This is a genomic window from Nibrella saemangeumensis (assembly GCF_039541915.1).
Taxonomy (GTDB): domain Bacteria; phylum Bacteroidota; class Bacteroidia; order Cytophagales; family Spirosomataceae; genus Nibrella; species Nibrella saemangeumensis.
Genome location: NZ_BAABHD010000023.1, coordinates 54,779 through 81,112, shown reverse-complemented (window position 1 = coordinate 81,112; position 26,334 = coordinate 54,779). Strand labels below are relative to the sequence as shown.

At 51.2% G+C, this 26,334-nt stretch carries 22 protein-coding genes; 9 read left to right on the top strand and 13 right to left on the bottom strand.

The features are described from left to right. The 4 genes from ABD949_RS10035 to ABD949_RS10020 all read left to right on the top strand — a co-directional run. The coding region (locus ABD949_RS10035; RefSeq protein ID WP_345243061.1) for an HYR-like domain-containing protein at positions 1–1,039 on the top strand (1,039 nt) is incomplete at its 5' end. A gap of 644 nt (positions 1,040–1,683) precedes the next feature. Then, a complete protein-coding gene (locus ABD949_RS10030; protein WP_345243060.1) occupies positions 1,684–5,385 on the top strand; it encodes a PKD domain-containing protein in 3,702 nt (1,233 codons plus the stop codon). Between the two features lie 329 nt (positions 5,386–5,714). After that, complete coding sequence (locus ABD949_RS10025; RefSeq protein WP_345243059.1) at positions 5,715–8,771, top strand: HYR-like domain-containing protein; 3,057 nt, start codon at positions 5,715–5,717, stop codon at positions 8,769–8,771. A gap of 350 nt (positions 8,772–9,121) precedes the next feature. Then, the gene (locus tag ABD949_RS10020) at positions 9,122–10,873 is read left to right on the top strand and encodes a hypothetical protein (RefSeq protein WP_345243058.1); all 1,752 of its coding nucleotides are present in this window, start codon (positions 9,122–9,124) and stop codon (positions 10,871–10,873) included. Positions 10,874–10,995: 122 nt separating this feature from the next. Here ABD949_RS10020 and ABD949_RS10015 read toward each other — a convergent pair whose 3' ends face one another. The 4 genes from ABD949_RS10015 to mnmA all read right to left on the bottom strand — a co-directional run bounded on the left by ABD949_RS10015 (position 10,996) and on the right by mnmA (position 13,733). Further along, a complete protein-coding gene (locus ABD949_RS10015) occupies positions 10,996–11,406 on the bottom strand; it encodes a hypothetical protein (RefSeq protein WP_345243057.1) in 411 nt (136 codons plus the stop codon). A 201-nt stretch (positions 11,407–11,607) separates the two neighbouring features. Then, complete coding sequence (locus ABD949_RS10010; protein ID WP_345243055.1) at positions 11,608–11,967, bottom strand: DUF885 family protein; 360 nt, start codon at positions 11,965–11,967, stop codon at positions 11,608–11,610. 7 nt (positions 11,968–11,974) lie between these two features. Continuing rightward, entirely contained in the window at positions 11,975–12,484 is a 510-nt protein-coding gene (locus ABD949_RS10005; protein ID WP_345243053.1) for a hypothetical protein, read from the bottom strand. A 94-nt stretch (positions 12,485–12,578) separates the two neighbouring features. After that, the gene (gene mnmA, locus ABD949_RS10000) at positions 12,579–13,733 is read right to left on the bottom strand and encodes a tRNA 2-thiouridine(34) synthase MnmA (protein ID WP_345243051.1); all 1,155 of its coding nucleotides are present in this window, start codon (positions 13,731–13,733) and stop codon (positions 12,579–12,581) included. A 186-nt stretch (positions 13,734–13,919) separates the two neighbouring features. On the opposite strand from mnmA, the gene trpF reads away from it, so the two are divergent. The 3 genes from trpF to ABD949_RS09985 all read left to right on the top strand — a co-directional run bounded on the left by trpF (position 13,920) and on the right by ABD949_RS09985 (position 16,211). After that, entirely contained in the window at positions 13,920–14,543 is a 624-nt protein-coding gene (gene trpF / locus ABD949_RS09995; RefSeq protein ID WP_345243049.1) for a phosphoribosylanthranilate isomerase, read from the top strand. Positions 14,544–14,720: 177 nt separating this feature from the next. After that, positions 14,721–15,248, top strand: a complete 528-nt coding sequence (locus tag ABD949_RS09990) for a PspC domain-containing protein (protein WP_345243047.1) — start codon at positions 14,721–14,723, stop codon at positions 15,246–15,248. 3 nt (positions 15,249–15,251) lie between these two features. Next, positions 15,252–16,211 (top strand): LiaF transmembrane domain-containing protein, encoded by a 960-nt coding sequence (locus ABD949_RS09985; protein WP_345243046.1) that lies wholly within the window; start codon positions 15,252–15,254, stop codon positions 16,209–16,211. A gap of 67 nt (positions 16,212–16,278) precedes the next feature. On the opposite strand, the gene ABD949_RS09980 is transcribed toward ABD949_RS09985, so the two are convergent. From ABD949_RS09980 to ABD949_RS09945, 8 genes are all read right to left on the bottom strand, one after another. Continuing rightward, positions 16,279–16,713, bottom strand: coding sequence for a Spy/CpxP family protein refolding chaperone (locus ABD949_RS09980; protein WP_345243045.1), 435 nt, complete (start codon positions 16,711–16,713; stop codon positions 16,279–16,281). Between the two features lie 23 nt (positions 16,714–16,736). Continuing rightward, positions 16,737–17,198, bottom strand: a complete 462-nt coding sequence (locus tag ABD949_RS09975; protein ID WP_345243043.1) for a hypothetical protein — start codon at positions 17,196–17,198, stop codon at positions 16,737–16,739. A 43-nt stretch (positions 17,199–17,241) separates the two neighbouring features. Continuing rightward, positions 17,242–17,784: an RNA polymerase sigma factor gene (locus ABD949_RS09970; protein WP_345243041.1), complete on the bottom strand. Its 543-nt coding sequence runs from the start codon at positions 17,782–17,784 to the stop codon at positions 17,242–17,244. Positions 17,785–17,875: 91 nt separating this feature from the next. Beyond that, on the bottom strand, positions 17,876–18,832 hold the full coding sequence (locus ABD949_RS09965) for a transketolase family protein (protein ID WP_345243039.1): 957 nt from the start codon (positions 18,830–18,832) through the stop codon (positions 17,876–17,878). 21 nt (positions 18,833–18,853) lie between these two features. Beyond that, entirely contained in the window at positions 18,854–19,714 is an 861-nt protein-coding gene (locus tag ABD949_RS09960; protein ID WP_345243037.1) for a transketolase, read from the bottom strand. Between the two features lie 73 nt (positions 19,715–19,787). After that, entirely contained in the window at positions 19,788–20,237 is a 450-nt protein-coding gene (bcp, locus tag ABD949_RS09955) for a thioredoxin-dependent thiol peroxidase (protein ID WP_345243035.1), read from the bottom strand. Between the two features lie 92 nt (positions 20,238–20,329). Further along, on the bottom strand, positions 20,330–22,303 hold the full coding sequence (locus ABD949_RS09950) for a M23 family metallopeptidase (RefSeq protein ID WP_345243033.1): 1,974 nt from the start codon (positions 22,301–22,303) through the stop codon (positions 20,330–20,332). A gap of 42 nt (positions 22,304–22,345) precedes the next feature. Continuing rightward, on the bottom strand, positions 22,346–22,957 hold the full coding sequence (locus tag ABD949_RS09945; protein WP_345243031.1) for a fumarylacetoacetate hydrolase family protein: 612 nt from the start codon (positions 22,955–22,957) through the stop codon (positions 22,346–22,348). A 181-nt stretch (positions 22,958–23,138) separates the two neighbouring features. On the opposite strand from ABD949_RS09945, the gene ABD949_RS09940 reads away from it, so the two are divergent. Then, the gene (locus ABD949_RS09940) at positions 23,139–23,987 is read left to right on the top strand and encodes a M48 family metallopeptidase (protein ID WP_345243030.1); all 849 of its coding nucleotides are present in this window, start codon (positions 23,139–23,141) and stop codon (positions 23,985–23,987) included. A gap of 85 nt (positions 23,988–24,072) precedes the next feature. On the opposite strand, the gene sucC is transcribed toward ABD949_RS09940, so the two are convergent. Then, the gene (gene sucC / locus ABD949_RS09935; protein WP_345243028.1) at positions 24,073–25,296 is read right to left on the bottom strand and encodes an ADP-forming succinate--CoA ligase subunit beta; all 1,224 of its coding nucleotides are present in this window, start codon (positions 25,294–25,296) and stop codon (positions 24,073–24,075) included. Between the two features lie 140 nt (positions 25,297–25,436). Between sucC and ABD949_RS09930 the strand changes: the two genes are divergently transcribed. Beyond that, positions 25,437–26,120, top strand: a complete 684-nt coding sequence (locus ABD949_RS09930) for an ABC transporter ATP-binding protein (protein ID WP_345243026.1) — start codon at positions 25,437–25,439, stop codon at positions 26,118–26,120. The last annotated feature ends 214 nt before the right edge of the window (positions 26,121–26,334 follow it).

Below are 26,334 nucleotides of genomic sequence, written 5' to 3'. Positions count from 1 at the left end.
CACGGATTGTGCCTGGACGGCTACCTACACCTACTCAGTAAAGGATGGTTGCAACAATGCCACGACTAATGCCGTGGTGGTGTACACCGGTGGTGATACGCAGGCCCCAACCTTAACGTTAAGTGCCGGTCAGAACACGACTACAACTCTTGGCTGCTCGCCATCTACCAGTGATATTGAGGCCGCCTTTGGTACTGCCTCTGCTTCTGATAATTGTGATGGCGCAGTAACAGCTATACCTTCTACCAGTTCAGTTGGGGCAAACGGTTGTATCCGTACTCAAACCAGAACCTGGACGGCGAGGGATAATTGTGGCAACCAGACGACTGCATCACATACGGTAACCTGGACAATGCCTTCAACGGCCGGCTGTTTTAATGTCACCCTGGTAAACAGGTATTTTGACGGTAGTAAGACAACCTTTACCTTTTATGCTCTGGCTAATAATTGTGCTAACGCCCTATCCTACATTTCGTTTATCGTAAATAATCGGACTGCAACTGTATCGGGCCCGCCTTCTCCTTATAAGACGTCTTTCGCTTCATATAAGGTAATCGCACCAATTGCTAAAAATACGAATGGTATCAAGTTCGAAGTGATATCTGGCGGAATTCCGAACGGGCAGGGCGATACGTTTACATTCTCGGTGAGTGGAGATGTTCAGGATATAACCGTTGAAGTGAAAGCAGGCAAAAAAGCAGAGTCGGTTGACGTTGGAAGTAATTGTGCCTGTAACACCAATGTCAACGCTCGCATAGCCTCAACAGAATCGGCTGAGACTTCGGAGCTGAAGGTGAACGCCTATCCGAACCCGCACAACGGTCGCGTATTCCTGCAGATTGACTCGCCGGTAGCCGGCACAGCTGACATTGACTGGTATACCGTAGGTGGTCACAAGGTAGATGCCCTTAAGGTGAATGTACAAAAGGGTGTCAATGAACCGGTAGGCTACGATGTGAAGGGTAACCATATGCAACTGATCTATCGGGTTAGTGTAGGTGGGAAGTCGACATCGGGGACCATCCTGAGTGGTAAGTAAGATTAGTTAAGTACTCCAAAAGCGTAAAAATAGAATCCCCGTTTTGCTGCCAAACGGGGATTCTATTTTTACGCTTTTCAATTATTATGAATTAAGGATTTATCACTATAGCGCCAGGTAATTTATAAGCAAAACATAACCCTAGTAAAAATTAACTATGTAACCAATCTGGTACATTGCAAACACCTGAAGGACAGTGATAAGTATAATAGTCTATATACGTGAAAAATTGCTGCCGTTTAATAAAGTCGATTAGGCTTCCTTCATAATTTATACTTAGACTGCGCATTGAATTCAAGTAGTCCTATTTTGATTAACCAATTACATATTTATTTATGATGCACACATCTATACACACTCCCTTGAGGGATCATTTCTCAGTCAGGAGCATTAGTCGGAACGGCGGAAAGGCCTACAGGTTTTTCCTCGTGTTCTGCTGCCTGTTATTGGTATTTGTCTCCAATCTTGCGTTTGGACAAGCACCATGTGACAATTGCAAAGCAAGTGACGTTGCTGTACAAACAGTAGAGTTAGTCGATGCGCAGGGAAATGTATTAACACCTGGCTGTACGCCGGGTACGGTTCTTACCGCGTATCTGAAGATTACCCTGGATGTTAATGCTAATGAACGATATGGGTTTTATGTGTCAGGAAAAATTACCATCGATGGGGTAAACGTAGGGACCATCGACGAATGTATTGACCGTACATTCGTCGATGGTCTCCAAAGTGTGACATTATCCCAGCCTATTCAATGGACCTGCGGTACAAATCTCACACTGAGTGATGTGTTTACCGCCTGGTCGGCCAAGTCAAATCAGAGCGTCGGTATTAGTGTTTGTAGTTTCTACCGAGATTCAAATGGAGCCATCGATTGCGCAGCGATTGATCCTAAATGCTTTTATTACCCGACGCCAATTGATATAGTTGAACCTTTGGTTGCTGATTTTGTCTTTGCCGGGGCATGCCCAACGGGAACGCCTGGGAATGTGTCCCAGACCTTTTCCTTCACCAGCACTACCAACGGAGGAAAGATGCCTTACTCTTACCTATGGGACTTTGGCGATGGGGCCACCTCTACTACCGGCCCGACTGTATCGCACACGTATACCAGTACAGGAACGTTCACGGTTACCTTAACTGCCACCGATGCATCTAATCCTGCCCAGGTAGATCAACAGTCGTATACGGTAACCGTTACTAATCCCATTGTAGCGGATATTCAGGCTAACCGCACCTCGGTAACCTGTGCCAATCCATCGGCTACACTGACGGCGACCGGTGGCGATACGTACCTGTGGAGCACCGGGGCTATGACCGCTGAGATTGCCGTTAGCCCCACTACCACCACCACTTATTCAGTGACGGTAACGGGCGCCAATGGCTGTACGGCCGTGGCTACGCAGGAGATCGGTGTGGACCAGGCTACTCCATCGGCGGGTATTCAGGCGGATCGTACGACCGTGACCTGTGCCAATCCATCGGCCACGCTGACGGCGACCGGTGGTGGTATGTATCTGTGGAGCACCGGGGAAACTGCGTCCCAGATCACCGTCAGCCCCGCTACCACCACTACTTATTCGGTCACGGTAACGGGTGCTAACGGCTGTACCGCCGTGGCTTCGCAGCAGATCGGTTCCGATCAGGCGGTGCCGAATGCCGGTATACAAGCCAACCGCACCACGGTAACCTGTGCTAACCCATCGGCTACGTTGACGGCGAGCGGTGGCGGTACGTATCTGTGGAGCACCGGGGAGACTGCGGCCCAGATCACCGTCAGTCCCACTACCACCACTACTTATTCGGTAACGGTGACAGCCGCTAATGGCTGTACCGCAGTGGCTACGCAGGAAATAGGTGTAGATCAAACCGCCCCATCGGCGGGTATTCAGTCCAACCGCACCACGGTAACCTGTGCCAACCCATCGGCTACACTGACGGCTACAGGTGGCGGTACGTATCTGTGGAGCACGGGTGCCATGACCGCCGAGATCACCGTTAGCCCTACTACCACTACTACCTATTCAGTGACGGTAACGGGTGCCAATGGCTGTACGGCAGTAGCTACTCAGCAAATCGGCGTGGATCAGGCTGCCCCATCGGCAGGTATTCAGGCTGATCGTACGACCGTAACCTGCGCCAACCCATCGGCTACACTGACAGCTACGGGTGGCGGCACGTATCTGTGGAGCACGGGTGAGACTGCCGCCCAGATCACCGTCAGCCCCGCTTCGACTACGACTTATTCGGTAACGGTGACAGCAGCCAACGGCTGTACCGCCGTGGCCCAGCAAGAGATTGGTGTCAGCACCGATGTGCCACAAGCTGATATTTCCGAAAATCGCACGACTTTAACCTGCGCCAATCCATCGGCTACGTTGACGGCGAGCGGTGGCGGTACGTATCTGTGGAGCACCGGGGAGACTGCGGCCCAGATCACCGTCAGTCCCACTACCACCACTACCTATTCGGTAACGGTGACAGCAGCCAACGGCTGTACGGCAGTCGCTAACCAGCAGATCGGCGTGGACCAAGCTGCCCCATCGGCGGGTATCCAGGCTAACCGCACCACGGTAACCTGCGCCAATCCATCGGCTACGCTGACGGCGAGCGGTGGCGGTACGTACCTGTGGAGCACGGGTGCCATGACCGCTGAGATCGTCGTTAGCCCCACTACCACCACCACTTATTCAGTGACGGTAACGGGCGCCAATGGCTGTACGGCCGTGGCTACGCAGGAGATCGGTGTGGACCAGGCTACTCCATCGGCGGGTATTCAGGCGGATCGTACGACCGTGACCTGTGCCAATCCATCGGCCACGCTGACGGCGACCGGTGGCGGTACGTACCTGTGGAGCACGGGTGAGACTGCCGCCCAGATCACCGTCAGCCCCGCTTCGACTACGACTTATTCGGTAACGGTGACAGCAGCCAACGGCTGTACCGCCGTGGCTTCGCAGCAGATCGGGACTGATCAGACAGCTCCAAATGCCAATATTCAGGCTAATCGGACAGAAGTGACTTGTATCAACACGTCGGCTACGCTGACGGCTTCAGGCGGAGGTATGTACCTGTGGAGCACGGGTGAGACTGCGGCCCAGATCACCGTTAGCCCCACTACCACCACTACCTATTCGGTAACGGTTACGAGCCCCAACGGCTGTACCGTCGTTCTGAATCAGGAAATAAGGGTTAACCAAACACTGCCGGATGCGCCGACCTTATCGCCAGTACAGCCAAACTGTTTTGTGCTTACCGGCAGCATTACGGTAACAGCACCGCTGGATGGTGGCGGCAATGACTACGAGTATAGCCTGAATGGAGGAGCCTACACGGATAACACAGTTTTTGGAGATCTTAGTCCGAATACGTACTCCATTGTGGCCCGGCTGAAGAGCACCGGCTGTATCTCTCCTGCTGCACAGCAGACCCTCAGTGCCGCTACAAACTGCGTATTCGACCAGTACTGCACGCAAACGATGGGCGGCTGGGGTAACAAGGGTGGAAAGTACTGCTACAATGGCAGTAAACAATCTACTACGAATATCCTGACGCAACTCCTTAGCTCTCCGCTAACGGTAGGATCGGGCGGAAACACGTACACGATACCTGCTGGTGCCGCTGGTGTGAAGATTGTGATCGACGGACTGCCGGCTGGTGGATCTCCGGCGACGCTGGTAGGCGGGGTTAAAAAGGACAAAAAAGGCACTTTCGAGAATGTCTTGTTGGGACAGACTATTGCGCTGTCGCTGAACGTGCGCCGGAATCCGGAACTAAATAGTTTCGTGCTGACGAATACGATTACCACCCTGGCCTCTACGGGTTGCGTTTCAGGAAGTCCGATCCCCGGAACCGAGCAGACCGTGACCATTCCTCAGAGTGTGCTGGACTACCTGGATGGTATGGGTGGTAGAACCGTTGCTAACCTGCTGACGCTGGCTAATATGGCGTTGGGTGGGCAGTCTATCGGTGGCATTAGCTTATCAGCAGTAAATGAAGCTGTCAGTGCGGTGAACGAAGCCTTTACCGACTGCCGCTTCCTGGCTACAACGCCTACGGCCCGTATATCGGCAGAATCGGCTGAGAACTTAACGCTGAAAGCAGTAGCTTATCCGAACCCGCACAACGGTCGCGTATTCCTGCAGATCACCTCACCGGTAGCCGGCACTGCTGATATCGACATGTACACTGTCGGTGGCACAAAAGTAGATGCCCTGAAAGTAGATGTGAAGCAGGGTGTAAACGAGCCGGTGGGTTACGACGTGAAGAGTAATATCCAGCAGTTGATCTACCGCGTTACAGTTGGTGGTAAGGCTGCTTCGGGTGTTATCATCAGTGGTAAGTAATTAGTCTGGTTTCCGGGTAATCCGGAATATGGATCAGGATTGATAATGTACAGTGGACCGATGAGCATAACGCTCATCGGTCTTTTTTTATAGCGGTATATACTCACTGGATTTTAAGTAAGCCCAACTTGCCTGTAATCCTCAAGGCGTTCATCTGGGCTATCAAAAAATATTATAAGTAACTGATAATGTGTATAAATGACTTTGGTGTTATGTTTTTTTGTGAATTAAAATTTATTGAATTATTTATTTTCGATAAGCAGATACTTTGTTGGACAACTGGTAAAAAATGACTAGTTTCTCCAATATCACAGTAAACACGTTCATTTATGAATTATCAACGTTTACGCTTAACCCGATTAAGGTTTCCTGCCGCTCAACAGAGCCGGGAAGGCCACACCCCTGCGAATCGGAAGTTTACCTTCCTGAACGCGCACTTCATCACCATCTGCTGTTTCCTGGCCGGCTTATTAGGAAACATAAGCAACAGTTACGGTCAGGTAACTTCCTGTCCCGGTTGTGATGCCAAAGAAGTAAGCATCTCTTCTGCGCGGCTGATAGTTCCCTCATCCGCCCTGTCATGCACCCCCGGCGAGCCTGTTAACGCTACTCTGGCTATTACCGTCACAGCTAACGGAGGTGCCACCCGGTATAGCTTGTATTTGGCGGCTGAGCTTACTGTGGGCAACAACGCGCCTTCTGTTGTCAGTTTTTGCACTCCCCAATCATTTTCAGGTTCAACTGAATTCTATATTCCGGTGACCTGGCCCTGTGGTTCGGCGGTTACCGTCGGCAATGCATTTCTGGCCTGGGGTATTAACAAGGATGATAATGTTTGTGCTGGTGGGTTTACGTGTGACAATATTATCAGTTCGAAGTGTGGTAAAGACCCTACCATCTTCCCGGTGGCCGCTCCTCTGGTTGCCAGTTTTATATCCGCTACGGCCTGTGTTGCCGGCCAGACAACGCAATCGGTGTCGTTCACCAATACGACTGCGAGTGGGACAAAACCGTACTCCTTTACGTATAACTACGGAGACGGCACTTCCGAGCCAACCACCAGTACCCTGGTTACTCACCAGTATACCACCACAGGCACCAAGAGTGTAACGCTGATTGTTAAAGACGCCAATGGCACCATTGATACCCAGGTCAATCAGGTTGTAGTTGGTTCGTGCTGCCAGTTTTTCGCTACCTGCCCGGCCAATACCACTCTGGGCACGTTTACCTGTTCTACGTTAGCGAACATTCCACCTCCGCCAACAACAGTTAGTGCGCTGACCTCGGCTCCATATAATATGACCATCGGGAATAACCCGTGTGGTACGATCCGGATAACCAGCGTTGATAATGCAACGGTAAACGTATGTAGTCAGAGTAATCAGACTATTACCCGGACGATAACCGTATGGGATGATCTGGATAACAGCAACACTATTAATAATACGGAAGTCTCTCAAATCTGCACGTTTACATATACCGTTGAAGCCGATCTGACACCACCGTCCATTACGGCTCCGGCTAACGTAACGGTACAGTGTGCGGCTAACGTACCTGCGCCGGTCCCGAATACACTGGCCAATTTTGCCTCGGATAATTGCGGAGGGACAGTAACGGTAACCCACGTGAGCGATGTAATCAGTAACTCAATCTGTGCGAATAGCTACACGATTACCCGTACCTACATGGCCTCCGACCCCTGCAGCAACACCGCTACGGCCATACAGACTATTGTGGTTAACGATACGCAGCAGCCGGCCTTCAACGGCATACCTGCTAACGTGACAATTTCCTGCGGAACCAGTGTGCCACCAGCGTTTACGGCTACCGTTAGTGATAACTGTTCCGGTACCGCACTGGTAGCGCCTACCGAGTCGCAGACCGGCAGTGGCTGTAACTACATCATCACACGGGTATGGACCTACAGTGATGGCTGTACGGCCCCTATCAGTGCGACCCAGACCATCACTGTCAGAAACAATTCTCCCCAACTGGTAGGTGTACCGGCCAACGTGACAGTTGCCTGTAATGCCGTGCCATCCCCGGCTAATGTAACCGGCCAGGATGACTGCGTGCCTGATATACAGGTCAATTTTACCTCAACGTTAGTGCCGGGCTCCTGCGCCAACAATTACGTTGTTTACCGGGTATGGACCGTCGACGATGGCTGTAATGCGCCGGTGAGTGCTACGCAAGTGGTAGCCGTCGTAGATAACCAGCCGCCCCAGTTGATCGGCGTACCGGCCAACCTGACCGTGGCCTGCAACGCTGTGCCGCCTGTAGCCAGTGTGACGGCCCAGGACAACTGCGTACCCAACATCCAGCCCACATTCTCAACGAACACGGTGGCCGGCTCCTGCTCGGGTAATTACGTCATCTATCGGGTGTGGACGGTCAATGACGGCTGTAATGCGCCGGTGAGTGCTACCCAGACAATTGCTGTGGTGGATAATCAGCCGCCAATGATTACCTGTCCGGTCAATGTTACCGTAGCTTGTACCTCGGCTGTAACGCCTAATATTACCGGGCTGGCTACCGCAACTGACAATTGCTCCGGCACTTTATCACCGACCTATACCGACCAGGTAAGCGCCTGCGCCGATGGCAGCTACATCATCACCCGGACCTGGAGTGTAACCGACGCCTGTGGCAATCCGGCTTCCTGTTCCCAACTGATCACGGTTAAAACGGCTCAAAATGCCGGCTGTTTCACCGCTAATCTGACCAGCATGGTGTTTGATGGCACCAATACGCATTTCACATTCAGCGTCAGCGCCAAAGGGTGCGCAAGTGCGTTATCGTATATTGCCTTTATTATCAATAAAAATATTGGCGTCGTTTCACCGACCAACGGCTCTACGTATACCGGACTGCACAACGCTTACAAAGTGAGTGTACCCGTTAGCAAAAAGGCTCATGGTATTAAATACGATGTAATAGGGGAAGGTATCAAGAACAACGATTCGGATGTGTTCGCGTTTGTGCTGGCCGGAGACCAGACCGGTGCAATCATCGAAGTTGAGACTAAGGCTGGCAAGAAGACCGAGAGTACCGACCTGGGCGGACCTAACTGTATCTGCCAGAACAGCCCGGCCCGGATTGCTACAGCTACTGAGTCGGCAGAGACGACGGAACTGACGGTAAAAGCCTTCCCGAACCCGCACAACGGCCGCGTATTCCTGCAGATCACGTCTCCGGTTGACGGCACCGCCAATATCGACTGGTACACAACAAGCGGTAGCAAAGTAGATGCCCTTAAGGTGAATGTACAGAAGGGTGTGAACGAGCCGGTAAGCTACGAGGTGAAAGGCAATCAGGCCCACCTGCTCTACCGCGTAACGGTGGGTGGTAAGTCGGCATCGGGTACCATTATCAGCGGTAAGTAAATGATGAGGTAATTAAATTCACGTAGTTAAGATCAGGCGTTTTACATAGAAGGCCATTGAGCGAGAAATGCTCAATGGCCTTCTGTTTTCATAAGCCTATGCGTTTTGCCTTGTGGCAACAACCGCTATCAACAGGGTAGGCAATCTTGCATTTAGCTTATAGAGTTGTAGTAAAAGTTAAAGTTTCATGTACGAGATAAGTAACTGAAAGTCAATCGTTAACCCAAATTTGTTTTAGTTTCTTTCAATATGAAACTATCGTGCATATTTTAATCTATATTAACCATGTGTGCATACCGGGGAGTGCTGAATTTTCGCTAGTATGGCATAACATTATAAAACCACTTTCTATGCATGTTCAACATTTACCCCTAGATGGGTTCAAAACTTCTGTCGGGAAACAAGGGTGCGAAAGCCGCCCCGTTTCAAGTCCGAAGTTGGTTACCCCAATTCAGCTCTTCTTTACCATCTTTTTTTTCATGGTGGGATTGTTTGGCCATGTAACTAGCAGCTATGCACAAGGCCCTGTTACCTCCTGCGATGGCTGTAATGCCAAAGAGGTAAGTATCTCCGGCGCCCGGCTGATACCTCCTCCAACCGAATTGAATTGTACGCCGGGCAATCCCGTCAGCGCTACACTCGCTGTTACCGTTACCGCAAATGACAATGTTAAGCGGTATAGCATTTACCTATCGGCTACGCTTAAGGTTGGCAATACCGAAACGGTAGTGGATTTTTGCAGCCCGCAATCCTTTTCCAAATCAACAGAGTTTTATATTCCGGTTACCTGGACCTGTGGTGCTGAGGTGGAGATTGGCAATGTTTTTTTGGCGTGGGGCGTAAAGAAGGCGGACAATATTTGTGCGGGTGGGTTCACCTGCAATAACATCGTCAAGTCGAAATGTGCTAAATCAACGCAAATCATTTCCGTAGCCGAGCCGCTGGTGGCCAACTTTACATCCGCTACCGCTTGTGTCGGGACTACTCCGTCCTTCAGTGTGACGGCCACGGCAACTGGAGGAACGAAATCGCCGGATGGTTCGTATCCTTCGCTTGTTCTGGATATAGCAGGTACTGTCTTTACGGCTACAAATTTTACCGGTCCCTTTCAGGCACAAACGTCTATTCCTTTGCCGCCGGGTAGTTACCCCGTTTCGCTGACCATAACCGATGCGGCTGGTGTTACGGATATAGAAACAAGAACAGTAGTCATAGGCTCTTGTGTCGAGCCGCTGGTGGCCGATTTTACCTCATCGACATTCTGTATAGGTACTACTCAGTACCTGAGCTTAACAGCCACGGCAACCGGGGGGACTAAAACCCTGGCCGGTGCCTACCCTATGGGTGTATTGGATGCCGCAGGGACTACATTTACCTTTACAGGGTTCTCTGGTCCCCTTCAGGCTACCGTTGCGGCACCTCCAGGCTCCTACCCCGTTTCGTTCACGGTTGTCGACGAAAACGGCGTCACGGATGTAGAGACTAAAACGGTGGTAGTCGGAACGTGTCCCGCTCCCGAGCCGCTGGTGGCTGACTTTACCTCATCGACATTCTGTATAGGCACTACTTCGTACCTGAGCTTAACGGCCACGACAACCGGGGGGACCAAAACCCCGGCCGATGCCTACCCTACGGGTATATTGGATGCCGCAGGGACTACCTTTACCTTTACAGGGTACTCGGGTCCTCTTCAGGCTACCGTTGCGACACTTCCAGGCACCTACCCCGTTTCGTTCACGGCAGTCGACGCAAACGGGATCACGGATGTAGTGACGAAAACGGTAGTCGTTGGAACGTGTCCCACTGCCGGAGCAAGAGTGGGTGTAGCTGAAAATGCAGCCCGGAATAAACTAACGGTAAGTACTTACCCAAACCCGCACAACGGACGGGTGTTCCTGCAGATTAACTCACCGGTAGACGGTATAGCAGACATTGACTGGTTCACGACCAGTGGTAGCAAAGTAGATGCCCTGAAGGTAAACGTTCACAAGGGCGTAAACGAGCCGGTTGGCTACGATGTGCCGGGGAATAACACCCAACTAATCTACCGCGTGAATGTAGGCGGCAGTTCGACGTCGGGTACCATCATCAGTGGTAAATAACCGGTTAGGCTTGGTGTAAGCCTGGATAATGTGACAAGAGGCCGGAGAGGATAATTCCTCTCTGGCCTCTTGTCTTTTTTGGCCCGCCGATTTATGGTTTAAAAAGCAGTGAAGGAGAGTTGTCAGATAGCACAATGACGGCGAACAGACGGCAGGAGGAGCAAGCCCAGCAGCAAAACCCCCCAAAGCCCGGTGATAGGCTGCACCGGAAACTGGTAACCAATGAACCCAAACTGAACCACTATCCAGATAATCAGCAGCGCACTTAAACCAACCGACGCAGCCCAGGCCCAGTGATAAGGCATATCGTTCACGGCCGCTTCGGCCAAGGCCCATCTCGGTTTTGCCAGAAGCGCATAGGTCAGCATAAACGGAGCAATACCAAAGGTTATAACCAGAAACAAACCCGGTAGAAATAGATTGGCAACCGGGAGCATCTGCACCACGGTGGGAGCCATGCCCAGCGAGCGCCCGCTTGGATCGGTCAGGAAACTCACTCCGCCATAAAAGCCGCCAATCGAAAGCAGAAGCATACAGACGGCAACAAGGTATATCGCAGCCGGTCGGCGTTGGAGGTGAGTTGGATAGGGCGTTTGCATAACCGTAGGAGACTGATTAACAGTCTCAAAGTTATGCGGGTCTTGCCATAGATGATATGATGCCAATCACCTGGTCCGGTGACCTTACTCAACGAGTCAGCCTGATTACGGTAGGGACTAAGGGCTTGGTTTTAATTACTTTTCGACGATGGCCAAGGGATAATAACTAAGCGTTAGAGACGCCTGATGAAAGGCTTTAGGGGGGAAGCGGGGATTGCGACTGCGCTGCTGCTCCGCTAACCGCCGGATGCGGTCGGCACATACATTATACGCCATTGCCTGACAGGGCCAGTTGGTGACGCGGGTAATTTCGCGGTCGGCAATACCCGGTAGGCGTACCATTGTTTGGCTCCGGGTAGTTTGTAGAACCAGATAGGGGCCACAATCCGGATTTTTAGCTGTAGCCTCGCGGGTCGTTAAGCCTTCGGCGAAGTAGTAGCCGATGCACTCACAGACGGTTTTGATGTACGCAGCGGTCGAGTCAGGGGTAACCAATCACAGGTCAATACGTACCGGCCATTATTGACATATAATAGTTAGCGCAGTGTACAGAAATCAGCAAGAGTAATTCTTTAGTTGACAAAGACTCAAAACGATCGGATGACTGAATCTTATATTCATAATTCAGGTTACTCCATTTCACATGAGGCTTTAAGACTAACAGTTCTGTCTCTTCCTGGTCGATAAGGATAAATGATTCGTTAAAAACACCCCGGTGCTTAAAAAGATAGTCTTTCTCAATACTATTAAAATAGGTTTGTAGGACAATATTTCCATTCCAGTTCATGGAGAACTTCAGCAGCACTGTGTCGGCCTCTTTCAGTTCAATGGTTGATCCCCAAAATCCCTTTGGAACAATCTGATAGGTCGAATGGTCTGCCAGTTCAATTGAAGCAGCGAACTGAAACCAATTTTTGTAGGAAAGTCTGCCAATCGATTCATCGCCCTGCGTCAACTCAAACGTTAAATAGTTGGTTGATTTTGCCTGATAGTCAGCCGTAAGAGTTTTCATTATCGGACGTGTTTGTTTAGTCTAAGATATGACATTACTAGACAGGCGCAAACGTTTGTTTGGGGGGGCTCCTGTTAAATGGAACTATACCCTTTCAATTGCCTGAGAAGGCTATACTCGAATTCATTGGCGTATTTTTCTCCTCTTCAGTCTGCCGGAAGCTCTTCATGATCCAGCCACCACCAATAACGTCATTGCCTTCATAGAACACGGCAGCCTGACCCGGAGCGATCGCACTGACCCCTTCGTGAAACAGCACTTTCACCTGTTCACCTTGCTGCGAAATCAGGGCCGGTGTGCCAGAATCTTTGTACCGTACTTTGGTAATGGTTTCGATGGGCTGCTCAATCGTCGCGTATTTTTGCAGGTTGAGCTTACCGACAACCATACCATCGCGGTAGAGCGCTTTGTCAAGGCCCAGCACCACTTCGTTGGTGTCTTTGCGGATTTCCGTAACGAATACCGGGTAACCTAATGCAATGCCTAAGCCTTTCCGTTGGCCGATTGTATAGAATGGGTACCCCTCGTGCTTGCCAACGATAGTGCCGTCTTCCAGCACAAAGTTTCCGCCGGCGACCTGCTGCTCCAGGCCCGGGATACGGCGCTTCAGAAAGCCCCGGTAATCGTTGTCGGGAACGAAGCAGATTTCGTAGGATTCTGATTTCGTCACCAGTTCGATAAAACCTCGGTCGCGGGCCATATCGCGGATCTCCGATTTGCGCAGATGTCCCAGCGGCAGTTTGGTCCGGCTCAGGCTTTCCTGCGACACCCCCCAAAGTACGTAGGATTGGTCTTTCAGTTCGTCGATACCTTTCGAAATAACGAACCGGCTATTTTCCTCCCGAATATTGGCGTAGTGACCGGTCGCGATAAACTCGCAGTCGAGCCGGTCGGCCCGGCGCAGCAGGGCATCCCATTTGATATGGGTGTTGCACAGAACGCAGGGATTCGGTGTACGGCCTTCCAGGTATTCGCCGGTGAAATGGTCAATCACGTAATCGCCGAACTCATTCCGGATGTCGAGAATATAATGGGGAAAACCCAGGCTGACCGAAATATTGCGGGCGTCATTGATGGAGTCGAGGCTACAGCAGCCTGTTTCCTTTTTGGCACCGCCCGACGAAGCATAGTCCCAGGTTTTCATGGTCATGCCGATTACTTCGTACCCTTCTTCGTGCAGCAGAACTGCTGCCAGCGAGGAATCAATGCCACCACTCATGGCGACCAGAATGCGTCCGTGTTTGCTCATGGTATCTGCCAGGGTTCAAAGCCCCGCGATCGTACTATTAAATAAAGAATAATGCTTACTGACTATGCAGCTTAGCTGTATATAGCAAAGTAACAGGATTTGTAGCCCGGTTGGTTTCATGCTCAAAAAAGACGCTTACTTTTGTCTTCATACAGCATTCCTTATTATTCATTGTTCATTCGTAAAATGGCCCTTAAAACACTGGTTAAAATAAGTAACGTCACCAATTTAAGTGATGCCCGCTACTGCGCTGGTATGGGCGTCGATATGCTGGGATTCTCGATGGACGCTGACGCTGAGCAGTACGTTGAACCGGCTAAGTTTCAGGAAATCCGTTCCTGGGTGGCCGGGGTGCAGATTGTAGGCGAAACTGCCGCCGATGATCCGGGAGCGATTAATCGCCTGCTGGAGCTTTATCAGCCGGATATGTTGCAACTGGAAGATCCGGCTTTGTTGCCCTATGTCGCTTCTTTTAACCGGCCGGTTATTCTGAAGGCTGACTTAGGGCTTCTCACCCTGGAGCAGCTGGAAGCGATTATCGCTACCAGCCACACGGGTATTGACTTCTTTCTGCTGGATGGGAAGGCCGGTATCAGTCTGGACGACGAGCTGCGAACCGAATTATATCACCTGGCTACCCGCTATCCCATTTTGTTGGGCACTGGCATAACAGCCTCAAACGTACATGATTTACTGGCTGCTTTACCGGTGAAAGGCATAGCGTTACAGGGCGGAGATGAAGTCAGACCGGGTAATAAAGAATTCGGTGAGCTGATGGATATTCTGGAGACAATTGAAGTTGAGGACTAAGAAAGGAGAGCAGAATGTGTACTTGGTAATACCAACTACTGTGCTTGGCCTACTGTCCTTAAAAACGTGCGGTTATCAGGCCCCGCGTCCATTCTTATAAGTCTCATTGGCCATTAATCGGGCAGATGTTACGTTTGTACAGGTTTTCAATCGCGCCGGCGATCCGGCAAGTAAGCCATGAACAAACGATTAGAACGTATTCCGGAAGAGGGCATGATTGCCGGTGTGTCGGCAGGGCTGGCCCGCTATTTTAATATTGACCCTACCATCATCCGCGTCCTTTTTGTCGTGGGTATTTTCCTGCCGCATTTTCCGTCTATCCTGATTTACATTATCTTGTGGATAGCTTTGCCGGAGCGGGTATTTGGTACCGTAGGCACGTATGAATCATCTGAACCATTAACTAAACGCTCGTTCACCATGAACCCTTATCCCCCCCAAAACAACGCTAATTCGTCCGGTAGCATCATCGGAGGTATCGTCCTCGTATTGCTCGGTGTCTTTTTCCTGCTTGATCAATGGTTCGACGTTGATTTTGGTAAACTCTGGCCGCTTATTCTGATTGCCGTAGGTGTCTGGATCATCTTTAAAGACCGGATTCGTCGCAACGATCCGCCTTATAACCGGGATGAGCCGCCTTACACCTCAGGCTCTAATCCGTACGACGTCAACAACGATCCGGCTAACCCTAACAACCCGCTGTAAGCCATGAGAGGGCTATTCTGGGGAATATTTATCATTACCCTCGGTATACTGTTTCTGGGCCAGAACGTAGGTTGGTTCGATATCGACTGGGGGTATCTGGCCCGATTCTGGCCGCTGCTGCTGATCCTGGCCGGGATAAACCTTATTCTTGAACGCCGGGGCAACTCTGCGGCCGCGGTTACCACCGTGCTCCTGGCTATTGCTGTACCTCTGGCCCTGTTCGGTTTTTTCAGCAAAGATCGTTTTCAGGACCGGTTTGAGTACCGAATGGATGATAATGACGACGAAGCGTATGAGGAGGAACGTCGGGAGAGCGACCGTTCCGGCGAAATCCGCTCAAATACCTTTTCCGAGCCAATGGGGCCGGATGTTCAGGAGGCCGTGCTGAAACTGGAAGGTGGCGCCAGCCGCTTTGTTATTGGCCAGCCGACCAGTGATCTCATTAAGGCAGAAACCCGCTTGAGCTTTGGTACCTATTCGATGTCCGTTGATCGCGACCCGACTACCCGTACGCCCACCATTGAGCTAAAACCCAACGAAGGCAACATTAAGCTCAAAAACGGGAAGTTGAACAATCAGGTGGACGTTCAGCTAAACGAAAAACCTACCTGGACGATTGACATCGGAATGGGGGCTGGCGACGGCGACTTCGACCTGAGTGCGTATGCCGTGAATCGCCTAAAGCTGGAAGCCGGCGCGGCCGACATCGATGTAAAGCTAGGTTCCCGTGCCGACCAGACCGATGTGGATATTCAGGCTGGCGTGGCTTCAGTAACACTCCGTATTCCGCAGGCGGTGGGGTGCAAAGTGGAAAAAGAAGGGGCGCTGAATGTAAATAACCTGGACGGGTTTAACAAAATAGGAGGGGGTGTATTCCTGAGTCCTAATTACGATCAGGCGACCAAAAAAGTAAACATTCGTTTTCAGGGAGGTGTCTCTAAGTTCTCGGTAGAACGCTACTAAACAAAAAAAGCCCGGCAATAGCATCGCCGGGCTTTGTTACATCCCATAGGTTCGGTTCATTGTATTGTCAGTCGTTCGGATTGTTCAGCCGGTCAATCAGCATCTTATTGAACATCCGCTCCGCTTCGTAAAGCTCCGCCAGTTGCTTTGGCGAGATCACTTTCAGAAACTTATTCATATATTCTCCATCCAGGTCGGCAATTTGCTGCTTGATGGTATTCATCTCGCGCAGATTCGCAATGACGTTTGCATCGCCCGAATTTTGCCGGGGCGTCTGCTGATTGAGCTGCCGCAGGCGCCGGTGCATATCCTGCTTGCGGTTATTGTACTCATTGTACACGGCCCAGAACTGTGGGGCCTGCTCAGTGGTTAGATTCAGCCGGTTGGTAATCATACCAATTTTAGCCGCTTCTATTTTTTGCCGGCCCTGGTCGTTCTGGGCGGCAGCCGTTCCGGCTACCAGCATCAGGCTTATCATTAGCCAGCTTAAAGCATGTTTCATCGTTTTCACAGAAAGTAAAGTACTCAAGATTCAGTGTTCAACATATCCGAAATGTCCTGCGTCTCAATCTGCTTACGGATCTGCTCCGGCTTCACATCCAAATAGTCCATCAGGGAAGCATTGCCGGAGAAAGAGGCCTGAACCGCTTCATTATCGGAAAGATCGTAGGTAGAGACGCCCTGCTCTTCCAGGTACATTTTAATGGCATCATCAGTTACCCCGCTCAGGGATTCCTCACCCAGCGACTCCTGGCGCTGCGGCAGCGTATTCCACACCAGCACCGCCAGCAGACTGGCACCCGCCAGAGAAGCTACGGTGCGCTGCCACGACCAGCTAATGGTGAAGCTGGGTTTGGGTTTGACAATGCGGGCCTGTACCCGCGACGGCAGTGTATCGAAATACCCCTCCGGCACCGTAAATGGCTGTTGACGCAGCGGGTGCTCTTTGTTCAGCTCCTCAATCCGTATGTATTTCTTGTCGCTCATAACATTTGTTGTTAGTTCTTTGACAAGCCGGGTATAGCGAGGTTTAATCCCCGTTTAAATATTCTTCTATTTTTTTAACCGCCAAATGGTAGGACGCTTTAAGGGCTCCGACCGATGTACCCGTAATTTCAGCAATTTCTTCGTATTTCATATCATCGAAATACTTCATGTTGAACACCAGCCGCTGCTTGTCGGGTAATTTGAGCAGTGCTTTCTGTAATTTGAGTTGTACTTCGTCGCCACTGGGACCACCTGTATCGCTTTCCAGCTTGTCGGTCAGTTCGCCTTCCACATCACCAATGGGCAGGAAGAACTTCCGGCGTTTTTTGTTCAGAAAGTTGAGGCATTCATTGGTGGCAATGCGGTAAATCCAGGTATATAACTGACTGTCGCCCCTGAAGTTCTCCAGACTGGTCCAGACCTTAATGAACGTTTCCTGCGTGAGGTCATCGGCATCATCATGGTCGATCACCATCTTCCGGATATGCCAATAAATTTTCTGCTGGTATTGGCGTACCAGCAGATTAAAGGCAAAGTTCCGGGTCTCCGGATTACGATATTTTTCAAGGAGTTCCTGGTCCGTCATTTTTATAGTTAGCAGTTCTCAGTAGGCAGTTCGCAGTAAGCAGTTTGCAGACTGTTCTTTTCTGCCTATTGAGAACTGCCTGCTGCTTACTCTACACTCTGCGTTCCATCGCCCGCTTGGCGGCTTCTACAATTTTGTCGGCGGTGAGGCCGTATTTCTGCATCAATTGGGCCGGAGTACCGCTTTCACCGAACGAATCATGCACGCCTATCATTTCGAGTGGAGCCGGGTAGTTACGGGCCAGGGTTTGGGCGATACTGTCACCCAGGCCACCGTTGAGCTGATGTTCTTCGGCCGACACAGCGCAGCGCGTTTTCCGCACCGAGGTCAGGATAGCTTCTTCATCTAACGGTTTTATCGTATGAATGTTAATAATTTCTGCCTCAATACCTTCTTCGGCCAGTTTCTCGCCGGCCTGAATGGCTTCCCACACCAGGTGACCGGTCGCAAATATGGATACATCCGGTCCTTCGTTCAGCATCAGGGCTTTACCTATTTCAAATTTCTGGTCGGCAGGTGTGAAAATGGGAATCACCGGCCGGCCAAAACGCAGGTAAACCGGTCCCTGGTAATCGGCGATGGCGATGGTAGCGGCTTTGGTCTGGTTGTAATCGCAGGGGGTGATAACCGTCATGTTCGGTAGCATCTTCATCATGCCGAGGTCTTCCAGAATTTGGTGGGTGGCCCCGTCTTCGCCCAGCGTTAAGCCCGCGTGCGACGCGCAAATCTTGACGTTCTTACCGGAATACGCTACCGACTGCCGAATCTGATCGTACACGCGACCCGTGGCAAAATTGGCAAAGGTAGTGGCAAACGGAATCTTTCCGCCGATGGTCAAACCAGCGGAGACGCCAATCATATTGGCTTCGGAGATGCCGCACTGGATAAACCGGTCCGGAAATTCCTTGATAAAACCTTCCAGTTTAAGCGAGCCGGCGAGGTCAGCCGTTAAGGCTACTACATTGGGGTTAGTACGGCCCAGTTCCAGAATGCCCGCGCCGAAGCCCGAACGAGTGTCTTTTTTATCGGTATAGGTGTATTTCTTCATGATGTGTGTGCTGTCCAATTATTAGTAGTCCTTCAAATCGCTGATGGTAATCGGTAATTGGTTCAGAGCAGTAGCCAGTTGTTCGTCGTTCGGCGCGACGCCATGCCATTTGTGGCTGCCCATCATGAAGTCGACGCCGTAACCCATTTCGGTGTGCATCAGAATCAGGGTAGGTACTTCAGAGTCGTTCTTCGACTCGTGTAAGGTGCGTAACACGTCCGCCAAGTCGTTGCCTTTCATGTCCGTCACATTCCAGCCGAACGCCCGGTATTTTTCGCCGAGGTCGCGATTGTTCATTACCAGGTCGGTCGGACCGTCGATCTGCTGGTGGTTGAGGTCGATAATGGCCGTCAGGTTACCCAGCTTATGATGCGGAGCAAACGAGGCTGCTTCCCATACCTGCCCTTCCTGCTGCTCACCATCGCCCATTAGCACATACACATGCTTATCGTCACCGTTCAGGCGCTTGGCCAATGCGGCCCCGCAGGCGGCCGACAAGCCCTGTCCCAGCGAACCAGACGCTATCCGAATACCCGGCAGGTGCTCGGCGGTTGCGGGGTGGCCCTGCAAACGGCTGTCAATTTTCCGGAAGGTGCTCAATTCCGAAACGGGAAAGTAGCCCGCCCGCGCCAGCACAGAATACCATACCGGTGAGATGTGGCCGTTGGACAGAAAGAACAGGTCTTCGTCCCGACCATCCATGTCGAAAATGACCTTGCCCTGATCATCACGCTTCAGCCGCAGGACGTCAAAATACAGGGCTACAAAAAGATCAGTACAGCCCAAAGAGCCGCCGGGGTGGCCGGAGTTTACCGCGTGTACCATCCGGAGAATATCGCGCCGGACCTGGACCGCAATTTGTTCGAGTTGTTGGGTTTCCATGTTTCAAACAGTTGACCAAAGACGTTAGACGCTGGACCTTTTTGTCTAAAGTCCAATGTCTCTGTCTGGAGTCTTATTTTAGAATTTGCGCTGCGTGCCTCTTGGTATCTACTTTGTCGATAATGTCGGTGATGACACCGTCCTCATTGATGATAAATGTGGTGCGGACGGTGCCCATGTACTTGCGGCCATACATTGATTTCTCCTGCCAGACGCCATAAGCTTCTACCACTTCTTTGCTGGTGTCGGCAATGAGGCTGAACGGCAGGTTGTATTTGCCGATAAACTTCTGATGCGACTTCCCGTCATCAACACTTACGCCCAGTACTTCGTAACCAGCCTGACGGAGCGAGTCGTAGTTGTCGCGCAGGCTACAAGCCTGAGCCGTGCAACCGGTGGTATCATCTTTCGGGTAAAAATACAATACTACCTTTTTTCCCCGAAAATCCGAGAGTCTGAGCGGCTGACCATTCTGGTCCTGCGTTTCAAAATCAGGAGCTTTGTCGCCTACTTTGAGTTGCATAAATAGTGATACTTGTATGGGTGAGTTCCGGGTTTCAGGTTGAGCGAATAATCAAACAGCCTGAAACATAAACCCGTAAACCTGGAACAACGTTAAGGGATCACCGCCGAGGCCGTTGTTACATTGCCGGCGCGGTCGGTGACTTCAATGGTTACGTCGCCTTTAAAAGGCTTGGCTGGGTCGAGTTTGTCAGACCAGATCAGTGCTTTCTTGTAATCGTACAGCATCAGTACCCATTCACCATTGATCAGGGCCCGGAACGTGTTGATGCCGGATAGATCATCCGTAATTTTAGCCGAAATAGTACCGGGTGTTTTCGCGACGAACTGCACCTTCGGCGGTATCGTATCGGTCAGTAACTGGAAACGACCCAACTGCCGCGTTTTAAACTCTATGCGTCCGTCTTTCCAGGTTCCACCAACGAGTTGCTTCCGGTTCCCGCTGGTATTATAGAGTTGGGTTCGTGCCGGATTGATACCCGTCGTGTCGGCTGGTTTATACGAGACCGCCAGCGATTCATTTACGGGAATTGTATGCTGATTAATTTCGAATACGTGGCCCGGCATATGCCTGATCGCTAAGAACAGGGTGTCAAACAGGGTCTTCGGACCAAAGTTCAGACTAACGTTTTCCTTTTCGTAGGTTTCCTCCTTGCCGGGTACAATCCGTTTCTGGAGGAATGTTCGCATGATACCGGAACCGATCTGCACCGAATCGGGCATAAACTTCCGGAGGTCGATGAGGTAAACCGCCTGATTGTTTTTAACGTAGCTGACGGGTAGTTCTTCCGGCCAGCGCCCCATGTAAAGCTGAGCAACCGGCGGTTCTCCGGCCGGCAAGTTCCGGACTGTCAGTTTCAGCACGTTTTCGTCGGTTGCAATACTAACAGACGGAACTGGCTCAACCGTCCCGGTGGGTGTTGTACCTGTAGTGGCCGTTATGGTTTGGGTAGCCGTAGCCTCGGCTGGGGGTGCCGGTTCCGGTTGAACGGTAAACCGCAGTTGCGCCGAGTTCTGGTGAGCGTCGTACAGGGTGATCGTAATTTCGTGAGGCTTGCCGTCGAGTAATGGCAGCTTACCGCGCCAGTTATCCATCTTATACAAGGTAAGCGCATTACCGTCGGCAACGTAGCCCCGGTGATACCGCTGGCCTGAGATTTGCTCAGCCTCATAATTCATATGGACGTTGATGTAGCGCGTCTGCTCATTCGGAAAACTATCCATGTTATAGGCAAATACCTCCCGGCCATCCAGCTTGATCTCAATACAACTCAGGCCACTCCTGAACGGAGAACCACTGGTTTTATCAAACGCCAGCAGTTCAAGACCAATAAGGCCGGAGGCTGTAACAGGCTGGTTAAACCCATAACTGCCGTCGGCCCGGCGCACTGGTGTCAGCACAAGTCGCTGGAACTCGCCGTTGACGCGTGACTCGGGGGTGAGTGTCCGTAACGCCACCTTTTCGAAGTAGGGATTCACCTCGTCGGTAATCTCATTAAAGCCAAAAAGCAGCGGGTTCAGCAGATTATCCTTATCATCCCGGATTTCGAAATGCAGGTGCGGCCCACCCGATCCCCCAGTATTGCCCGACAATGCGATTACCTCACCTTTGCGTACCGGAAACTGTCCGGGTTCCGGGCGCAGGTCGATCTCAAATGTCTGTCGCTTATACTGCTCCTGGCGCAGATACCGGGCCAGGGTATCGTTGAGCACTTTCAGGTGGCCATACACGGTGGTAAGGCCATTGGGGTGCTTGATGAAAATTACGTTGCCGTAGCCGGCCGTAAGCACCGCGATGCGTGATATATACCCATCAGCAGCCGCGTATACGTCCAGCCCTTCCCGCTGTTTGGTCCGGATATCCAGCCCGGCGTGGAAGTGGTTAGCCCGCAGGTCGCCCAACCCACCCGACAGCGAATTGGCTTCACCGGGCATAATCGGAAACATAAAATAACCCGGCTGAATGACCGGATTGTTTGTTTTCTTAGCCTGCCCCCAACCTGTGTGTACACCCAAAAGCAGCAAGCCGGCAGTTACAAGATTGATAAACTGTTTGTATTTAATCATACCTGAGACACACGATTCAACCCATCCTGGCGGTATAACCGTTTACTTAATGTCAAATTCCAGCATATTACGGTCTTCCAGATAAGCCGTGAGCCGATCACCTACCTGCACCGGACCAACGCCTTTAGGCGTGCCGGTGAACAGAATATCGCCCTGCTGCAGAAGAAAATACCGCGAAACAAAGGCGATCAGGTAATTGATACGGAACAGCATCATTGAGGTATTCCCCTGTTGCCGGGTCTCCCCATTCACATCAAGCCGGAAATTAAGATTTTGCAAATCGGCAAACTCGCTTTTGGGTATAAACGAAGAAATAGGGGCTGAACCATTAAATCCTTTTGCTAAATCCCAGGGCAGCCCCTTTGTTTTCAGTTTGGTTTGCAGGTCGCGGGCGGTAAAATCAATGCCAATACCAATCTCGTCGTAGTATTTGTTGGCAAACTTTTCTTCAATATTCTTGCCGGTGCGGCTGATACGGACCAGTACCTCTACTTCATGATGCACGTCGGATGAAAAGTCGGGGTAGTAGAACGGTTCATTGTTGCGGAGGATAGCCGTTTCGGGCTTGGTAAAGATAACCGGGTCGTCCGGTTGTTCGTTGTTGAGTTCCTTTATATGCTCTGCGTAATTGCGTCCGACGGCAATGATTTTCATTCGTTCAGGGGGCTTTGTTAAACCTGCGGTTGTGGCGCAAATCTAAGGAGTAATGATGGCTCAACCGCACCCGCCGTTAAAAAAATCAAACAATCCGGCCCGGTTAACCGTCTAAATAGTACTGAATTGACGTCCAGGTTAGTAACTGGACCATTTTATAAGTCAAATAAATCAACAGGCAATGAACAGAGCGATGATAGTGATGTTGGTAGTAGCCATGGCGGTTGCCTGCCAACGGGTACCTCTGTCGAATCGGAGGCAGTTGAAACTAATTCCGAACGAACAGTTATTACCGCTTGCTTTTACCAGTTACCGTCAGGTTCTGGATACCAGTAATGTAGTACGGAGCGGATCCCAGGCCGAAATGGTTCGTCGGGTCGGCGGGCGTTTACGTCAGGCAATGGAAAGTTATCTGACCGCTAACAATTTTGGCAATCGGTTAAGTGGTTTTCAATGGGAGTTTACGCTGATTAAAAGTCCGCAGGTTAATGCCTGGGCTATGCCGGGAGGTAAAGTCGCCTTTTACACCGGAATTATACCGTATACGCAGAACGAAGCCGGGGTAGCAGCCGTGATGGGCCACGAGATTTCCCACGCGATTGCTGAACACGGTAACGAGCGGATGAGCGAGGGGCTGCTGGCCAGTGGTCTGATTCAGGGTGGTCAGGCCGCTTTAGGGGCAGTGGCTCAGAGCAGACCGCGTGAAACAAGAGCATTGTTGCTTCAGGCAGTGGGCGCTGCGTTGCCAATCGGTTATCAACTGGGCCGGGGGCTGCCACACAGCCGGGCGCAGGAAACAGAAGCCGATAAACTAGGGTTAATTTTTATGGCTATGGCCGGGTACGATCCCCGCGAAGCCGTGAACTTCTGGTCTCGTATGTCCAAAGCGGGGGGCTCGCGCCGGAAACCACCTGAATTTTTGTCAACGCACCCGTCTGACCAGCGTCGGATCAGCAACCTGCAGAAAATGATGCCGGAAGCGCTGAAGTACTATAACCAACGCCGGGGACAAACGTACACAAGCCGGTAAAAAAGTTTCAGGTCCCAGGTTTCATGTTCAAAGTTGCGCTGTTGAACAACTTTGAACATGAAACCTGGGACCTGAAACCTTATAATTAAGCCCCTACCTCTTCGAGCACCTGGCTCACTTTAGCGGCTGCATCTTTCAGCTGAACGGCCGAGTATACTTTCAGGCCGGATTCGTCGATAATGCGGGCTCCTTCTTCAGCATTGGTTCCCTGCAGGCGGACGATAATGGGCACTGGAATATCACCGATGGCCTTGTACGCTTCTACCACACCCGTTGCTACACGGTCGCAGCGAACAATACCCCCGAAGATGTTTATCAGGATAGCCTTTACGTTCGGGTCTTTCAGGATGATCCGGAAACCGGCTTCAACCGTTTTAGCGTTAGCCCCACCTCCTACGTCCAGGAAGTTGGCCGGCTCACCACCCGACAGTTTAATGATATCCATGGTTGCCATCGCCAGACCGGCACCGTTTACCATACAGCCTACGTTACCATCGAGTTTTACGTAATTCAGGTCGAACGAGGTGGCTTCAACTTCAAGCGGGTCCTCTTCGTTCAGGTCGCGCAGGTTCGCGATGTCCGGGTGACGGTACAGCGCGTTGTCGTCGAGGTTTACCTTCGCGTCAACGGCCAGTATCTTGTTATCCGACGTTTTCAGCACCGGATTGATCTCAAACATTGAGGCATCAATATCCACGTACGCTTTGTACAACGCGGATACAAACTTGACCATTTCTTTAAAAGCATCGCCCTCCAGACCCAGTGCAAACGCGATTTTACGGGCCTGGAATGATTGCAGACCGACCGCCGGATCGATCCATTCTTTAATGATTTTTTCGGGAGTGTGGGCGGCTACCTCCTCAATGTCCATACCGCCTTCGGTGCTGGCCATAATGACGTTGCAGGCTTTCGTCCGGTCGAGCAGGATACTGATGTAAAACTCCTTCGGCTCAGCGGCTCCCGGATAGTATACATCCTGGGCAACCAGCACCTTGTTGACTTTTTTGCCCTCGGGGCCGGTCTGGTGCGTTATCAGCACGTTGCCGATGATGTTTTTGGCAATGTCGCGTACCTCATCGACGGACTTTGCCACCTGAACGCCCCGTTGCTCGGTGCCCCTGATTTTACCCTTACCGCGGCCGCCGGCATGGATTTGTGACTTAACAACCACAAACTTTGAACCCGTCTGGGCCATCATCTGCTTGGCGGCTTCAACCGCTTTTTCGGGTGATTCGGCCACAATACCTTCCTGGATGCGGACGCCGTAACGCTTCAGTATTTCTTTACCCTGGTACTCGTGTATATTCATGACGAATGCAACAACGAATGGTGAAAACAGTAAATTTGGGCGGCAAATTAGCGAATTATTCTTAAAACTCGTTTGAAGTTTTGTTTCAGCCGGGCCGTCCGGCTGAAACCTGGAGCTTGAAACCTGAAACGATTTACTAAATGAGTGTACTGCTGCAGGCTGCGAATCTGCGTCGTTCGTACGGAAATCTTCCGGTGTTGAGGGGAATCGATCTGGCCATTTATTCGGGTGAAATTGTTTCCATTGTGGGTGCGTCCGGGGCGGGGAAAAGCACGTTGCTGCACATTCTGGGCACGCTGGACCGACCCGATGAAGGACAGGTTCAACTGGCCGGACAGGATGTGTTCGGACTCAATGACCGGCAACTGGCTAAGTTCAGGAACGAGCGTATCGGCTTTGTGTTTCAGTTTCATAACCTCCTGCCTGAGTTTACGGCGCTGGAGAATGTGTGCCTGCCCGGGTTCATTGCCGGCCGTAACGAGCGTGAGGTACGGGAGCGGGCCAGTGCCTTGCTCAATACGCTGGGCTTAACCGAACGGTTGGACCATTTGCCGTCGCAGATGTCGGGCGGGGAACAGCAGCGAACAGCTGTAGCCAGGGCACTTATCAACCAGCCGGCCATTGTGTTTGCCGATGAGCCCAGCGGTAACCTCGACTCCCGGAATGCCGAAGAACTGCACAAACTATTTTTTGACCTAAGACAAGATTTTGGGCAGACGTTTGTCATCGTGACCCATAACGAGCACCTAGCCGAGTTGGCCGACCGCATGCTGACTATCAGGGATGGACAGATTGAGGCCGATGACCAGTTCCCTACTGAGTAATTTTACGATAGGCCCTTAAACATGATAAATGCATTAATGAAAATTTAATGACTTATAAGCTGCTGATAGTCATTGTATTGTCTTTGTCGTTAAAAAAAAATAGCGAGCGGGAAACATTTTAATGTAGCTTTTGTTTTATTATTGCGTCGAAAAGAAAAGTTTTTCATAACGTTGAGTAAATCAGAAAGCCAAGAGAGTGTCTCGCTTGGCTTTT